Annotated in this window: 16 protein-coding genes and 1 pseudogene; 7 read left to right on the top strand and 10 right to left on the bottom strand. The window is 47.0% G+C overall.

The window, feature by feature from the left end:
* Positions 1–38: 38 nt before the first annotated feature.
* Both AR383_RS17450 and fghA read left to right on the top strand, forming a co-directional pair.
* A complete protein-coding gene (locus tag AR383_RS17450; RefSeq protein ID WP_055734287.1) occupies positions 39–1187 on the top strand; it encodes an S-(hydroxymethyl)glutathione dehydrogenase/class III alcohol dehydrogenase in 1149 nt (382 codons plus the stop codon).
* 71 nt (positions 1188–1258) lie between these two features.
* The gene (fghA, locus tag AR383_RS17445) at positions 1259–2098 is read left to right on the top strand and encodes an S-formylglutathione hydrolase (RefSeq protein WP_055734286.1); all 840 of its coding nucleotides are present in this window, start codon (positions 1259–1261) and stop codon (positions 2096–2098) included.
* A 66-nt stretch (positions 2099–2164) separates the two neighbouring features.
* Here fghA and AR383_RS21630 read toward each other — a convergent pair whose 3' ends face one another.
* On the bottom strand, positions 2165–2308 hold the full coding sequence (locus AR383_RS21630; RefSeq protein ID WP_157051782.1) for an LbetaH domain-containing protein: 144 nt from the start codon (positions 2306–2308) through the stop codon (positions 2165–2167).
* Positions 2309–2504: 196 nt separating this feature from the next.
* On the opposite strand from AR383_RS21630, the gene AR383_RS17440 reads away from it, so the two are divergent.
* Both AR383_RS17440 and AR383_RS17435 read left to right on the top strand, forming a co-directional pair.
* Positions 2505–4742 (top strand): endo-1,4-beta-xylanase, encoded by a 2238-nt coding sequence (locus tag AR383_RS17440; protein ID WP_055734285.1) that lies wholly within the window; start codon positions 2505–2507, stop codon positions 4740–4742.
* Positions 4743–4914: 172 nt separating this feature from the next.
* A complete protein-coding gene (locus AR383_RS17435) occupies positions 4915–5481 on the top strand; it encodes a thioredoxin family protein (protein WP_198150166.1) in 567 nt (188 codons plus the stop codon).
* A 39-nt stretch (positions 5482–5520) separates the two neighbouring features.
* On the opposite strand, the gene rimI is transcribed toward AR383_RS17435, so the two are convergent.
* The 9 genes from rimI to AR383_RS17390 all read right to left on the bottom strand — a co-directional run bounded on the left by rimI (position 5521) and on the right by AR383_RS17390 (position 12682).
* Entirely contained in the window at positions 5521–5985 is a 465-nt protein-coding gene (gene rimI / locus AR383_RS17430) for a ribosomal protein S18-alanine N-acetyltransferase (RefSeq protein WP_055734283.1), read from the bottom strand.
* Complete coding sequence (locus AR383_RS17425; protein ID WP_055734282.1) at positions 5958–6344, bottom strand: DNA polymerase III subunit psi; 387 nt, start codon at positions 6342–6344, stop codon at positions 5958–5960. Before AR383_RS17425 ends, rimI begins: the two co-directional genes overlap by 28 nt.
* A gap of 20 nt (positions 6345–6364) precedes the next feature.
* A complete protein-coding gene (rluF, locus tag AR383_RS17420) occupies positions 6365–7240 on the bottom strand; it encodes a 23S rRNA pseudouridine(2604) synthase RluF (RefSeq protein WP_373869470.1) in 876 nt (291 codons plus the stop codon).
* Positions 7241–7347: 107 nt separating this feature from the next.
* The gene (locus tag AR383_RS17415; protein ID WP_083481669.1) at positions 7348–8175 is read right to left on the bottom strand and encodes an HDOD domain-containing protein; all 828 of its coding nucleotides are present in this window, start codon (positions 8173–8175) and stop codon (positions 7348–7350) included.
* Positions 8176–8387: 212 nt separating this feature from the next.
* A complete protein-coding gene (locus tag AR383_RS17410) occupies positions 8388–8624 on the bottom strand; it encodes a thioredoxin family protein (RefSeq protein ID WP_055734281.1) in 237 nt (78 codons plus the stop codon).
* Positions 8625–8633: 9 nt separating this feature from the next.
* On the bottom strand, positions 8634–9629 hold the full coding sequence (locus AR383_RS17405; RefSeq protein WP_055734280.1) for a permease: 996 nt from the start codon (positions 9627–9629) through the stop codon (positions 8634–8636).
* Positions 9630–9752: 123 nt separating this feature from the next.
* Positions 9753–10316, bottom strand: coding sequence for a sigma-70 family RNA polymerase sigma factor (locus AR383_RS17400; protein ID WP_055734279.1), 564 nt, complete (start codon positions 10314–10316; stop codon positions 9753–9755).
* 314 nt (positions 10317–10630) lie between these two features.
* The gene (locus AR383_RS17395) at positions 10631–11425 is read right to left on the bottom strand and encodes a substrate-binding periplasmic protein (protein WP_198150165.1); all 795 of its coding nucleotides are present in this window, start codon (positions 11423–11425) and stop codon (positions 10631–10633) included.
* A gap of 297 nt (positions 11426–11722) precedes the next feature.
* Positions 11723–12682, bottom strand: a complete 960-nt coding sequence (locus AR383_RS17390; RefSeq protein ID WP_055734277.1) for a helix-turn-helix domain-containing protein — start codon at positions 12680–12682, stop codon at positions 11723–11725.
* 349 nt (positions 12683–13031) lie between these two features.
* On the opposite strand from AR383_RS17390, the gene AR383_RS17385 reads away from it, so the two are divergent.
* From AR383_RS17385 to dctP, 3 genes and pseudogenes are all read left to right on the top strand, one after another.
* The gene (locus AR383_RS17385; protein ID WP_055734276.1) at positions 13032–13541 is read left to right on the top strand and encodes a TRAP transporter small permease subunit; all 510 of its coding nucleotides are present in this window, start codon (positions 13032–13034) and stop codon (positions 13539–13541) included.
* A pseudogene (locus tag AR383_RS22725) lies at positions 13538–14862 on the top strand (TRAP transporter large permease). Before AR383_RS17385 ends, AR383_RS22725 begins: the two are co-directional and overlap by 4 nt.
* 89 nt (positions 14863–14951) lie before the next feature.
* Positions 14952–15992: a TRAP transporter substrate-binding protein DctP gene (dctP, locus tag AR383_RS17375; RefSeq protein WP_055734275.1), complete on the top strand. Its 1041-nt coding sequence runs from the start codon at positions 14952–14954 to the stop codon at positions 15990–15992.
* Positions 15993–16015 lie beyond the last annotated feature (23 nt).

Raw genomic sequence — 16015 nt, 5'->3', positions numbered from 1 at the left:
AAAGCTGAATCAAGACACGATGACTTAAGGAATTAAACATGGCACTGAATATTCAACCAGGGCAAAACTCAATCAAATCTAAAGCAGCGGTAGCGTGGGCGGCCGGTGAACCATTAAAAATGGAAGAAGTTGATGTAGAACTGCCAAAAAAAGGCGAAGTATTGGTACGTATTGTCGCCACCGGCGTTTGTCATACCGACGCATTCACCCTATCCGGTGATGATCCTGAAGGCATTTTCCCTTCTATTCTTGGCCACGAAGGCGGCGGCATCGTAGAAATGGTAGGTGAAGGCGTCACCAGTGTTGCCGTGGGCGACCATGTGATCCCGCTCTACACCGCCGAATGTGGCGAGTGTAAGTTCTGTAAATCAGGCAAAACCAACCTATGTCAGGCAGTGCGCGAAACCCAAGGTAAGGGTTTAATGCCCGATGGCACCACCCGCTTCTCGATTAATGGTGAGCCAATTTACCACTACATGGGCTGTTCTACTTTCTCTGAATACACCGTATTGCCAGAGATCTCTCTAGCCAAGGTGAACAAGCAAGCGCCGCTAGAAGAAGTCTGTTTGTTAGGTTGTGGCGTCACCACCGGCATGGGCGCGGTGCTTAATACCGCCAAAGTACAAGCAGGCGATACCGTGGCGATTTTTGGCTTAGGTGGGATTGGTTTGTCGGCGATTATCGGCGCACGTATGGCCGGCGCTAGCCGCATCATCGGTATTGATATTAACGAGAGCAAATTTGAGTTAGCTAAGCAATTGGGCGCTACCGACTTGGTTAACCCACAAAAGCTAGATAAGCCGATTCAAGAAGCGATTGTGGAAATGACCGACGGTGGTGTGGATTACTCTTTTGAGTGTATCGGTAACGTAAATGTCATGCGCCAAGCCCTAGAGTGTTGTCATAAAGGCTGGGGCGAATCAGTGATTATCGGCGTTGCCGGTGCCGGACAAGAAATCTCCACTCGTCCTTTCCAATTGGTAACAGGCCGAGTATGGCGCGGCAGTGCTTTTGGCGGCGTAAAAGGTCGCTCAGAGCTGCCTGAAATTGTAGAACGCTACCTAGCTGGTGAATTTGGTTTGCAGGAATTTATCACCCATACCATGAGCTTAGAAGAAGTGAACCACGCCTTTGATTTAATGCACGAAGGTAAGAGTATTCGTAGCGTAATTCACATGGACCGCTAAGCTCTCAGCTCAATCAATGAATAGTGCTGCTAGCTTTTGCTGGCAGCATGGTAATTCGATAAAGGTAAATTATGACACTTGAAAATATTAGTCAGAATAAGGTTTATCAAGGTTGGCACAAGCAGTATTCGCATCACTCCAGCAGCCTACAGTGTGACATGCAGTTTGCGATTTTCTTGCCGCCCAATGCCCGCCAAGGCGAACCGGTACCGGTACTCTATTGGTTATCGGGTCTTACCTGTAGCGACCAAAACTTTATGCAAAAAGCGGGGGCTTTTCGTAAGGCGGCAGAGCTGGGCATTGCCATAGTGGCAATGGATACCAGCCCGCGCGGTGAGCAAGTGGCCGACGACGATAACTACGACTTAGGCCAAGGCGCCGGTTTTTACCTCAATGCCACTCAAGCACCTTGGGCTGAGCATTACCGCATGTATGACTATGTGACCCAAGAGCTGCCCAAATTGATCGAAGCGAACTTTCCGGTGTCTAACCGCAAAGCCATTGCCGGTCATAGCATGGGCGGCCACGGCGCTTTGACCATAGGATTGAAAAATCCTCAGCAATACTGCTCTATTTCGGCCTTTAGCCCGATTGTAAATCCTATGCAGTGCCCTTGGGGACAAAAGGCCTTTAGTGCTTACTTAGGTCATGATATAGAAACGTGGAAGCCCTACGACAGCTGCGAGTTAATCAAACAAACTGACTGCCAGCTGCCCATTTTGGTGGATCAAGGCGATGCCGATAACTTCTTGCTGGAGCAATTGCATACCGACACCCTAGTTGAAGCCGCCAAAAACTACCCCGGTGAAATCAACATTCGCATGCAAGCAGGCTACGACCACAGCTATTTCTTCATCTCAAGCTTTATTGAAGAGCACCTAGCCTTTCACAGCCAATTCCTCAACGCTTAAACCTCACTAGGCTTAAGCCATACCAAGAGCGCCAGTACGGCGCTCTTTCATCCACAAGCAGAGTTATTAACTCACATCTTTGATGTAGCGAGCAGGAATACCAGCCACTATGGTATTTTTCATCACATCTCTATTAACCACAGCGCCTGCTGCCACTGCGCCTTCTTCGATACTTATTCCTAGCAGGGTGACCGCACCAGCACCAATCAAACTCCATAGCCTGCTGTTCTACTTAACAAAAACCACACTGATTCAGCTCAACAATATGCATTTTCTGCCATAGCAATATGAGCCCGCTCACAAGGGTGTTTTTTCGTAATCATTTTCCCATTTATCACAGTGCTAGATTTCACCGCAACTAAGTATTGTTACAAGACATTAACAACCATTAAAAGGAGTATGCCTAATGCGCATGCAGCTAAGGAAAACCGGACTGTTACAGGCAGTTATATTAAGCACAATGCTAGCCAGCACCGTACTGTCGGCCGCCCCCTTACGTGAGCTGGTTAAGCCGCAACAGCAATATTTTGGCGCGGCCTTAGAAACTCGCCACCTACAAGATAAGCAGTTTAGCGAAACGCTGGCGCGAGAATTTAACCAACTCACCCCCGAAAACGAAATGAAATGGGGCTACCTGCAACCTGAACGCGGCCAGTTTACCTTTGACAAAGCCGATCAGCTGGTTGAATTTGCGCAAAACAATAACATGACCGTTCGAGGTCACGCCTTGGTTTGGCATATTCAAAACCCTGATTGGTTAGAAAATGGCGACTTCTCTAAACAAGAAATGCTAAAAATCATGGAAGAACATATCACTACAGTAGTAAGCCACTACAAAGGTAAGGTGAAATACTGGGATGTGGTAAACGAAGCTTTAGATGATAACGGAGGTTTCCGCCCAACCCTGTGGTACCAAGCCTTAGGTGAAGACTACATAGCAAAAGCCTTTGAGTTCGCCCATAAAGCAGACCCTGATGCCATTTTGGTTTACAACGATTACTCAACCGAGGGTAAAAGCCCTAAAGCGAATGCCGCCTACCGCCTAGTGAAAAAACTTAAAGAGCAAGGTGTACCTATTCACGGCATAGGAACTCAGGCTCACTTAGTTGTAGGAGTTCAGCCTCGCGTGGCTGACATTGCGGCCAACATTGAGCGGATCAAAGAGCTAGGCCTAGAGTTTCACTTCACTGAAGTAGACATGCGCATTCAAGGTGAAGCAACAGACCGCGCGTTGCAGCAACAAGCTAACATGTATCAAGAACTAGCTCGGCTCAGCGCTTATTATGACAACGTAAACTTTTTAACGACTTGGGGTATTACTGACAAGTACAGTTGGATCCCATCTTGGTTTAAAGGTTACGACCATGGCTTAATGTTTGACAAGCAATACCAACCTAAACCCGCTTATCTAGCGGTAAACGAAGTATTCACCGATAAAGCCCAAGGTAAGTTTGATTGGGAGCCACCAGCACCATTAGCTGATGCAGGCCGTCGTTTTGAAGCCTTTATTAGTCACCAAGCCAAACACCCTATGCCGCTAGACGGTGACGCAGCAAAATGGACTAATGCTGTATTCTACCCATTTGCATACAACCAGTTAGGCGGTAAAGACTTAACCCTACCCGCTGAAAGCGATGTTTCTGGTCGCTTTGCACTGTTGTACGATGACAACACGCTATATGGGCGCGTTGAGCGCAGAGATGACAAAACGGTAACCTCTAACAAAGCACAAGTATGGGAAAACGACTCGGTTGAAGTATTTCTCGGCTTTGGTGAGGAGTTTGCGCAAATTCGCGCCTTAGTGGGCGAAGAGTTTGCTCCAACCGCCTTCCAAGCAGATATTGAAAACTACTGGAGTGAAGACGGAACGGTTCTAGAATTCTCAATCACACCGAAGAAAACCGAGACTTTATCGGGCACAACATTAGGCTTTAACATTGCGTTAGCCGATAACGACACAGGCCCAGACGCGACTCGCGATGCTCAATTGTATCCGGTACCGGGTACTAACAACGGTTGGCAAGGCCATGACTTTGGTGAAGTATTCTTTACCGCTCAAAACACTGAGATTAGTGACAAGCTAAAAGGTCAGGTAGTGAGCTTTAAAGCTGAGCCAGTAGAAGGTTTAGACGCCAATACTGCATTTGATGCATCTCTATGGGCCAATGCTTACCACTACCCGTTTGCATTTAACCAGCTAAATCCTGCAGACCAAACGCCACCAAGCCAAGACATCATTAGTGGAAGCTGGCGTGTAGCCTACTCCGGTAATACTTTGTATGGTGTGGTGCACCGTCACGATAACAAAACAGTAACCACTGGTGATGATTGGCAAACCGACAATGTGGAAATTTTCATAAAAATCGGCGAGGAATTTGTGCAATTTAGAAGCATAGTGGGTCAAGACTTCCAGAAAAACACCTTCCCTGGTAAGCATATGGCTAAATGGAATGAAGACGGCACCATCATGCAGTTTGCCATCGAACTGCCTGTAGACAACTTAAAGGGCAAAACCATCGATTGGAATATTGCCCTAGCGGATAACGATGATGGCGAAAGCCGCAGCTCACAGCTCTACCCTGTGCCAGGTAACAACACAGCCTACTTAGGTGAGCAATTAACCCGTTTGGATTTCTCTCAGTAAGTCACTTCTAGCCCCTCTAACGAGGGCCGATTTCTCCCCGCAGTTACCTACAATCCCCCCTCTTCTGCCCAAACCATTGATTTATAGCTAAACTAAAGCTTAGGATTAATTGGCCGATAATTAAGCAAGCTCAGAGCATTAGCTAATGAAAGAATCTACCAAGAGAGCCCGAATGCGCTTTGATTTAATCAAGAAAGTTTTTTTTACTTTAGTGCTTATCGCCTTGGGTGGCGCGGCTCTTGGCTATATGTTCATCTATCACGTAAAAGGGCGTGGCGTGCACGCCGAAGATGGCTGGTTATTCGATATTGCCGGTTATCATCAAGCAATTCGCGAATCAAAACTCACCGATAAACCAGTACTGCTTTATTTACGCCGCCAAGCTTGCCAACGTTGTATCGCCTTTGAAGAAGACTTCTTAAATAATCCGGAACTGAAACTACTACTCAGCCGCTACGTTAAAGTGCAGGTTAATGCCGATGTTGATCGTGACCACGAACTGTTCGCTGCTCAGTTTAAGCTCAAAACCTACCCTTCGCTATTTGTGATGTTTGATGGTGAGCATCCTGTCTCGACTTATTTGGTATTAGAGATGCAGCAAATTTGGGTGGCCCAAGAAACCTTACAACAGGGTAATTTTATGCCCTTGTCACCGGCCAGCTTTCGCTTATCTTTATTAAGTGCCAGTCGTTTAGCCAAGCAGGCGGCGCTAGACATGAGCGAACCAGAGCAAAACTAGCCGTAGTGATAATGGTGCTTGTGCAATAAGAGCTGAGGCTTATTCGCTACAGATACACTGCATGATCAGCGCATCTTCTCGGCCATTTTGCTGACAGGGGTAATAACCTTTGCGTCGGTCAATTTCAGAAAATCCAAGCTGCCGATAAAGCTGCTGAGCCTTAAGATTGCTTTCTCGTACTTCCAACAATACTTGTTGCCACTGCTGCTCTTGGGCTAATTCAAACATCGCCAGCATTAAGCGTTTACCAAGGCCTTGACCTTGCAGCGGGGGAGCCACCGCAATATTGATCAGCTCAGCCTCACCCGCCACCACCCGTAAAATAATATAGCCCAGTAGCTGCTGGCCCCGCCACAACCCCAAGTTACGGTATAAACCACCAAAATTACTGGCTAGTAATTGACGGCTCCAAGGATGAGTATGAGCCTGCTGCTCTATCTCCAACATTAAAGGCACGTCTAGCAGCGATAAAGGACTTAAGAGGATGTTAGGATCTGAGTGCATATTTGTTGCCATAAGGCCTTTTTAGCCGAGCGGTCGCTGGCTAAAAGCTGGGGGTCACAAACCAATAAACGAGCATGTTCAGGCGCGTTTTGTGTAGGGTCGGCCCACAAAACCCAACCGTGAAAGTCTTCGGGGAAATGCGCCGCAACGCAGTGATGAATATCGGCCCAATCTAACTGCATCGCCGCCACTATGCCTTTAAATAAGGCAAGATGCTGCTTGAGCACGGCCTCGTCTATCACCAGCACTAAAGGCCAGCTAGGCTTAGCCTGCAACGGCTGGCGAAGCGAATTCTGTCGAGGCATCCATACATCGATGCCCATTTCCTGTAAGTATTGTCGCGCTTGCTTATCAATCATCTTGACTAGTCACTACACGTTTAACGCGCCGTTTTATTGAGTTTTAAGGTGCGTTTGCTCGCGCTTGTCCCTTTGGCTAGCTGATGCTTGGCCCTGGGTTTCGCCTTGGGGTTATCGAAGCGTGGCTTAGCTTTGGTATTGGCTGCCAACTCGCCATGTTGCTGAATTTTTGGCTCGACTCGCTTAGCTTGCTCTGGCGCAGTTTTACTAGAGTGAGCCACTGCTTTATTAATCTCCGCCATTTCGGCTTCGGTTAAGTTACGCCATTGACCGGGGCGCAGTTTATCCAAGCTCACATTCATAATGCGGGTACGTTTCAATTTCAGCACTTCATAACCCAAGTACTCACACATACGACGAATTTGCCGATTTAAACCTTGGGTTAAAATAATGGTAAAAACAAACTTGCTGTTGATTTTCACCTTACAGGGTTTAGTCACAGTACCGAGGATCGGTACACCTTTAGACATCCGCTCAACAAAACGCTCGCTAAGCGGCTTATCTACCGTCACCACGTATTCTTTGTCGTGAGCATTTTCGGCCCGCAGAATTTTATTCACGATGTCACCATCGCTGGTAAGAAAAATAAGTCCTTCAGAAGGCTTATCTAAACGACCAATAGGGAAAATACGCTGCTTATGGCCAATAGCATCAATGATATTGCCCTTAACGTGACGCTCGGTGGTACTAGTGATGCCCACCGGCTTGTTGTATGCGATATACACCCGATCGGATTTATTTTTGGCCACCGCGTTAATGACTTTACCATCCACCGCGACCCGATCACCCACTTGCACTTTAGTGCCTAGCTCCGGCTTGCGCCCATTAATGGTTACGCGCTGTTGCTCGATCAGCTTATCGGCTTCACGACGCGAACAAAATCCAGAGTCACTAATGTATTTATTTAGGCGTTTTTCGTTTGATTCACTCACAAGCGCTTCCACTCACATATTTCGGCGCCTATTAAAGCATAGAATAGGCCCCTCAATAAGTGCTTTTAGCCCTAGCCGACCATTTGCTTGGCCATTTCACGTCCTTGACCACGAATTTCATCAATCGCAATATAAAACGAAGAAGGCAGGATTAACGCTCCAGAATTAGTATGGCTAACAAAGTAGTCTATTTTAGCGGCCTTGCTTTCGAGCTGGTCCCAGTCTCGGTGTAACTGACAGGCAAAATTAATCACCAAGGCACGTAATGGCTCTACCTTGGCGTCTTTGGGATTAGCATGATACTCAATGGTATCGACTAAGCGGGCCGGAAACTTCCACAAACGCGCCAATTGACTACCTAGTTTGGCAGTAGTTGTGCCTAACAACTCCATCTGCACCGCTTGACGATCTTCCCCTTCTTCAACTCGGCGAGTAATTTCACAAGCAACCTCAGGAGCCAAGGTATAAACCATTAAATCACCAATATTATGGAGGATCCCCGCGGTAAACATTTCATTGGCATCGATACGCACTTTTTCAGCTATTTTGCTGGCGATGCTAGCAATTTCAAAGGTATCACACCAAAACTGGCTCATATCTAAATGCTTAATCCGAGGAAAGGCAGAGGTTAACCAGGACACCACAATCATGGTCTTTAGCGGGGCGAGCCCAAGGCGGATCACCGCTTCATGAATAGAAGCAATGGTACGACTGCGACCAAAGTGAGCGGAATTAGACAAACGCAAAACCTTGGCGCTAATCACCTGATCCATAGATATTTTTTGAGCCAATTTAGAAAAATCACAATCAGGGTCGCTCAACATTCCCACCAGCTCCTGAACCACTCGAGGAACTTTGGGTAACTCATTCACCCGAGATAATAACTCTTGTTCGGTCATCCTAACCTCCGGCCAAACAGCCGCTAACCACAGCGCTTATTAAGGTGAACTCACCCATGCCATTTGCAAAATCACATACTTAGTTAAGTCAAGCTTAGATAAGAGTTCAAGCTAAGCTGAGAAAATAACAAGCATATCGTTACAATAAGTAAGGATTTATTAAGCCTCGCTAGAGCTAAACTGATGCAATCGCACAAAATAAAACTAGGCCATTAACTGCTTAACCAAGCCTGCACCTGCTCTACTTTAGGAATACCGCCACTGTGTACTACTTGCTCATCCATCACCACTCCGGGTGTCGACATTACTTGATAATCCATAATCCGCTCTAGGTCGGTCACCTTTTCAACCTTAATCTCTACGCCTTGCTGCTGGGCTACTTGTTCAATCAGTTCAGCGGTTTTCACGCAGTTACGACAACCCGAACCTAATACTTTGAATGTTTTCATTCTGTTCTCCTAAAAATACCAAATAGGCAAATTAAGTACCCAGCCCATTACCGTAAACGACAGTAACAACATGGCAAATAATAAGCCCAATAAACGCCATTGCATCACCTGCTTTAGCATCACAAACTCCGGCACACTGGCAGCCACCGTGCTCATACAAAAAGCCAAAGTGGTCCCCACCGGTAAACCTTTAGTAAGCAAACTTTCCATAATCGGAATTACCCCAGTGGCATTGGAATATAAAGGGATCCCAAGTAATACTGAGGCGGGCACCGACCACCATTGCCCAGCTCCTAAGTAGGTTTCTATCCAACCATCGGGCACAAAACCATGTAGACCCGCCCCCACGCCGACACCAATAAATACCCACTTCCACACTCGGCCCACAATCTCTTGCATTTCTTGTTTGGCAAATTGATGGCGCATAGTCATGGTCAATTTACTATTTTCGACATCGCTTACTTGCTCCCCAGGCTGCTGTTTACTGCGAGCTAGGGCCTTAGAAGCCAGCGGCTGCAACCAGCGCTCGGCTCCAATAAGATCCAGAAACCAGCCGCTAAGCACTCCAATCAAGCTACCCAATAACAGGTAGATCAAAGTGAACTTCCAGCCCAACAAGCTAAACAGCAATAACACCGCCACTTCGTTGATCAGTGGAGACGTGATGAGAAAGGCCATGGTGATGCCCAAGGGAATACCTGCCGAGGTAAACCCCAAAAACACCGGAATGCTAGAACAAGAACAAAAAGGAGTAACCGCACCAAAGAAGCTAGCAGAAACATAACCAAAGATACGTCGCTTACCGGCTAAGTAATAACGCACCTTTTCTACGTTTAAGGAAGCCCGAACTAAAGCCACTAGATAAATCATCACTACCAATAAGGCCATGATCTTACTGGTATCTTCAATGAAAAAATGCACCGCATCGGCCCACTTGGTGCCTTGCTGCAAGCCCAGCAGCTGGTAACTCAAGTAATCGGCTAGTTCGGTAAAAATCTGTAACATTTACAACCCCTTGACATGCTTTAACCCGCTAGCAATGCCAGCCTCTATAAATAAGACGCAACAAGGGACAAATGGATGCAAATTTTTTTGGCCTAGAGGAAAACTTAGCCGAAGAGAACTTAATTAAGTGTCACTAGTAATGAAACAACACACCCGCTGCTGCTCGTCAAAGCGAATTTGGCATTGTTGCTGCAAGATCTGTTTAAGCTTTTTTCTAGCTCGTTGAATTCGAGATTTTGTCGCACTTAAACTAAGCTGATGCGCGTCAGCAAAAGCTTGCTGGGATAGCCCTTGCAAATCACACTGGCGAATAATGTCCTGCTCGGCAGAACTCAATTTAGTCAGCGCTTTGGGCAAACATTGGGCAAGGCTTTCCACGGCAGCACGGCCCTCACTCTTGGGACTTTCCAGCTGATGATAGCTGTCTATATCAACGCTCTTAGGCTGAAGACGCAGAGCGTCCAACAATAAATTATGCGCAACTCGAAATAACCAAGCTCGCTGATTTTGAATGTCACAGAAGCGTTTTTGCTGTTGCAGCGCTCGCAAAAACGTATCTTGCAACAGGTCGAAACTCAATTGTGGGTCACCACTTTGTTTAACTAACCAATGGTAAATCTCAGACTCAGATAAGTGCCAACTTTGCAACAAACAAGGCACGGCGGTTTGTTTAGTAGTTTGAGGCATAAACGATATAGTTATTCCTAGTTGCAACGACCAACTTCACAGGGCTGGTTACTTAAGATACACCATTCAGCTCACTGGTAAAATCTGCGCTCTGTCAAAACTAACCTAGCTTTAGCGCGATAAACACTCATTCAACGGCTGTTGCTTACTGGCTAAATGAGGCAATCAAACAACCAGCAAAGCTAAAGCAACAAAAAAGATCTGTCGAAAGGTTAATCACTGGCTTGGCTTGCAGCAAACGGCTCGTCTCGGACGTTACCGAGGCGTCCAAGCTAGCTACGACTCGTCAGCCTTATTCATCAAGCTGATTTAGCTCACTCCCAAGAGAGGTTTTCAGAACCAAAACTGTGCACTGGACGCTGGATGAAATTATCAATATAAGGAGGTAAGGGGCTGGGATAGTACTTTTCAACAATGCGGCGATATTCACCACTATCAATTAAAGCTTGTAAGGCCTGCTCCACTAGAGGTACTAGATCGGCGTTACGCTGGGACAAAATCAGGTTACTGCTAATGGTTAAGATGCCCTGCTGGGAAATGGCAAACTTAGTCACTTCAGAGGGATAAAGCTGGCGAATGGTCGCCCAACCACCAATATCCACAGCAGCGAACATATCGTTACGCCCAGCATAGACCTTTTGCACATTTTGACTGAGATTTCGCACCAAATCAGGCTGAAGTTTGGCCCGAGCAAACAGCGGCAGCAGCGAGCCTCCGCGTAAATAACCAATGCTGTAATCACTCAAGTCTTCTAAGCGACTAAACTTTAGCCCTTGGGGGAAACGCTGCCGCAAATAGAATAAATTCATCTGCAGATCATGAAAGGTAATGAAATAAATCGCGTGTTGTAAATCATGCTGGTAGAACCAATCACTACTACCCAAAGCCCCATCGATAGTGTTAGAGGCCACAGAGCGAGCAATTCTTGCCATAGGATAAACTTTATAACTAACCTCGATATTCAAAAGATTAAACACCGCGTCGCTCACCTCATTCATTAAATCTTGGCGTGAACCGTCCCCTAATAATGGAGGGTAATCAATGGTAGCTAATTCAATCTGGCGACGAGCTGGCTCGGCGGTTTGCTCAGCCCAAGCAAGGTTATACATGGGCACAATTATCAAAGAGAAAACAGTAACCACCCAACAAGCAACTCGCCTCATCTACTGCTCACTCCTCAATCAACTATTTGCCATTTCACCTCTGTAAGTACTGATAGTATAGGAAGCACTCGCTTAGGCTGGACATCATGGATCGCAAATACCATCTTTAAATTAAAGATAGAACGCCAATGTAAAAGGAAACGATCAGCGCAGCATAGCCAGACTCACTGTTTGCAAGCAGCTAAACAGTAGATCTATAGAATGAATGCCGGATTTTGGCCGCTATAACGAAATGAAAAAGTACTAGCTATGACTAAAATGGCGATGACGGGTTTGCTGCGGATTTTCGCCAAACAAATTTTTATAGTCTTGGCCAAACTGGCCTAAATGGAAGAAACCGTGCTCTAAGGCAATTTCGGCAATAGTCTGTTGTTGCTCACTTTGCAGCAAAGCCCGCCGAATTTGGTTTAGGCGAATCACCTTAATATAGTGTTTGGGTGACATGCCTAAGCACTCGCTAAAGGCATATTGCAAAGTTCTGCGGCTCACATGCACCGCCGCACAGATTTCATCAATGGTCAGTGGCGCGCTCAAGTCGACCTCATGCAGATAACTTTTCACCCGCTGCATCAAACGCTGGCGTTGCGCAGAAACCATTGTTGTTGCAGGTGCGTTTTGCGCCAAACTCAATAGCTCAAATACCGCGTCTTTAAGGATCAGTTGCTGGGTTAAGCTGCTCCAGCGGTGGCCATCGGCCTGCAGTAGCAACGACAAATATTGGCGGAAAGAAAAAATGAGTTGCGGCGCTACCCCTTCTAAATACAAGCAATCAAAAGCATTGTCGGCCAGTTCATCATTCTGCTCCAACCATTGCTTTAGCCAGCTACGATGTAATACCAAACCAAAAATAGAAAAGTTTTCAGGAGTGAGTAATTCAAACTCATGGCCTCCCGGCCGGCATAGAAACTGCTCGCTACGGGTAGCTTGGTTGTTAATTCGGCAGCTTTTGTTGTCGGCACTAAACCCCAACCACAAGCCCCCTTCTTCTATTTGGCACTGCTGACGCAATTGTTGACTGGTTTCTTCGCGAAATACATGGATATCAGGAAAATGGATCTCGTTAATTACGCCAACAAAACGCCCTCGGCTGAGCTGATCAAACTGCTGCTGCCAGTTAATCAGGTTTTCTGCTTGGTGATTTGCATCATTTGAGTGAATTGTGCACAACAATGACTCATTATCGTGCAAACACGTTTTCTCCATCTCTTTCATCCTTGGCTCTTGATTGAACCAACTCAGGGCAAAGCTTAACTATATTATTGTTTTACAAATACTTTTTGGCATTGCAGTTTTTTGATAGTGCTAAGGAACAAGCCTTGCTGCCCCTACTAATGCCAGTTTGCTTTAAAGCTGAGCAAGAAATGAACCAATAGAACTTGCCCGCGAAAGAGCAACACAAGCAAACAGTAAAGCAGGTTTCGATGAAGCATGTTACGCCCAGCTCGCTGGCTCACATGCAAGAACATCAAGGCCTGTGCTAAAGGATTAGCCAACACAGCAGTGCCCCTTAGTAGCACCCGCTGTCATTGAATATGCAAGTTAAGGAACGCTAATGCCCGGTTTTATCGTTGCCTACGTCAAATACGTCGATAAGTTTAATCGCGTAATAGGCCGCTTTATGATGTACGGAATCTTTGTGATGGTGGGGATCTTGATGTGGTCTTCCATCTCTAAAACCTTTTTCATGCCCTCACTTTGGACCTTAGAGTCTGCCCAGTTCATGATGGTGGCCTACTACATTATTGGCGGCGCTTACGCCATTCAACTCAAAGCCAACGTGCGCATGGATCTCTTCTACGGTGAGTGGTCGGTGAAAAAGCGCGCTTGGGTCGACGCCTTCACCGTATTCTTTCTTATTTTCTACTTAGCAGTGCTGCTGTATGGCGGCCTAGAAAGCCTATTTTATTCACTGGAGTACGGCCAACGCACTCGTAGCGCATGGCGGCCACTGATTTGGCCGATTAAGGCGGTGATGTGTACCGGATTCATCCTGATGATCCTCCAATCCATTTCAGAATTTATTAAAGATATTGCCACTATTCGCGGAGTAGAAATCAAATGAGTTACGGTATGATCGCAATTACGATGTTCTCGTTGATGATGTTGCTAATGGCAACTGGTCAACGGGTATTTGCGGCTATTGGTGCGGTGGCTTCCATCGCCGTTATGATGCTGTGGGGCACCGGCGGAGTCGAAATCCCCTTCACCGCTGCTACCAAGTTAATGACTTGGTATCCCATGCTAACCCTACCGATGTTTATCTTCATGGGTTACATCTTGTCTGAGTCTAAAATTGCCGACGACCTGTATCGCATGTTCCATGTTTGGATGGGGCCGATGCCCGGCGGCTTGGCCATCGGCACCATTGGTTTAATGGTATTGGTATCGGCGATGAACGGCCTGTCGGTTGCTGGCATGGCCATTGGTGCCACCATTGCCTTACCCGAATTATTAAAACGCGATTACGACAAAAAAATGGTCACCGGGGTGATTCAAGCGGGCTCTTCGCTGGGGATCTTAGTCCCCCCTCGGTGGTATTAGTGTTGTACGCGATGATTGCGCGCCAACCGGTAGGCCAACTTTGGCTAGCCGGGGTGGTGCCAGGCTTAATTATGGCGGCGATGTTTATCATCTACATTGCAATTCGCTGTAAGCTCAATCCCAGCCTCGGGCCAACCCTGAGTAAACAAGAGCTTCAACAAGTCAGCAAAGCCGAAAAAATGCGTTTATTAGGTGCCGGGCTACTGCCCTTGGGGATCTTCGCGGTGATGATGGTGCCCTTTGTAAACGGTTGGACCAGCTTAGTGGAAAGCTCGGCCATTGGCGCAATGGCCGCCTTTTTAGCCGCCATTTTCAAAAAACGCCTGACTAAAACCGTCTTCGAAAACTCAGTGCGTAAAACCCTAGCCATCTCCTGCATGTTTATGTGGATCATTCTTGCTGCCTTGGGTTTTGGCTCGGTCTTTGACGGCCTTGGTGCAGTGAAAGCCATTGAGCAACTATTTACCGAGCAATTAGGTTTAAGCCCTTGGATGATCATCATTCTAATGCAGCTATCGTTTGTCCTGCTGGGCACCTTCCTCGACGACACGGCCATGTTAGTGATTGTGGCACCACTGTACGTGCCCTTGGTTAACGCCCTAGGCTTTGACCTAATTTGGTACGGCGTGCTGTACACCGTGACCTGCCAAATTGCCTACTTAACCCCACCCTTTGGTTACAACCTATTTTTAATGCGCGCCATGGCTCCGCCGGAAATCAGCCTGCGTGATATTTACGGCTCTATCGGCCCCTTTGTGGCCATTATGATCGCCGCCTTGGTACTGATTATGATTTTCCCCGAGTTAGCGCTCTGGTTACCTGACTACGTGTACGGGAAGTAAGTGATGAAGGATTTGTTCAACGATTTTGAAATGCAAAAAACGCGGCGGGCAATGAGCTCCGTCAAACCATATCCATTGGAGGGATAACTATGAACTCAAGACGTAAGTTTCTAACAGGCGCAGCCGCATTAACCGCAGGTACTTTGCTGGCTCCCGCCAAAACCTTTGCTGCTAGCCCTAAAATCAAATGGCGTATGCAAACCTATGCGGGTCCAGCCTTGGCCGAGCACGTGGTAAAACCAGCCATTGAAGCCTTTAACCGCATCGCTGGCGAAGAAATGCAGATTGAGCTTTATTTTGCCGATCAGCTAGTCCCTACCGGAGAACTATTTCGCGCCATGCAAAAAGGCATTATCGATGCAGTGCAATCAGATGATGACTCCATGGCCTCTCCCACCGAAGTGACCACCTTTGGCGGCTACTTCCCTTTTGGTTGCCGTTATTCTTTAGACGTTCCAGTACTGTTCAACCAATATGGTTTAGACAAAATCTGGAAGGAAGAATACGCCAAAGTGGGTGTGAAACACATTTCTGCCGGCTCTTGGGACCCTTGTCACTTCGCCACCAAAAAGCCGATTACCAGCTTAGAAGATCTAAAAGGTTTACGGGTATTTACCTTCCCTACTGCGGGTCGCTTCTTAGCTAAATTTGGCGTAGTACCGGTGTCTATTCCATGGGAAGACGTGGAAGTAGCACTGCAAACCGGTGAGCTAGACGGCATCGCTTGGTCAGGCATTACCGAGGACTACACCGTGGGTTGGTCTAAGGTGACCGATTACTTCCTTACCAACAATATCTCGGGTGCATGGATCGGCTCTTTCTTTGCCAACATGGATCGTTGGAATGCCCTGCCAGATCACCTAAAAGAGCTATTGTCACTATGTTTAGATACCTCACATTACTACCGTCAATGGTGGTACTGGGGTGGTGAAGCTAAACTTCGTGTAGAAGGCAGTGACATGAAGCTCACGACTATTCCAGATGCAGAATGGGCTACTGTGGAAGCAGAAGCAGAAAAATTCTGGGATGAAATCGCCAAAGAGTCGCCCACCAAGGCGAAGGTGGTGGAAATCTTCAAGAAATACAATGCTGACATGGTGAAAGCGGGTCGCCCTTACCGCTATAGCTAACAAGGCCTTAGCAACAACAGCGG

Origin of the sequence: Agarivorans gilvus, assembly GCF_001420915.1 — a bacterium.
In the GTDB taxonomy this organism is placed as follows: domain Bacteria; phylum Pseudomonadota; class Gammaproteobacteria; order Enterobacterales; family Celerinatantimonadaceae; genus Agarivorans; species Agarivorans gilvus.
Note: the sequence above shows the minus strand (reverse complement) of the source record. Positions and strands in the feature narration are given on the sequence as shown.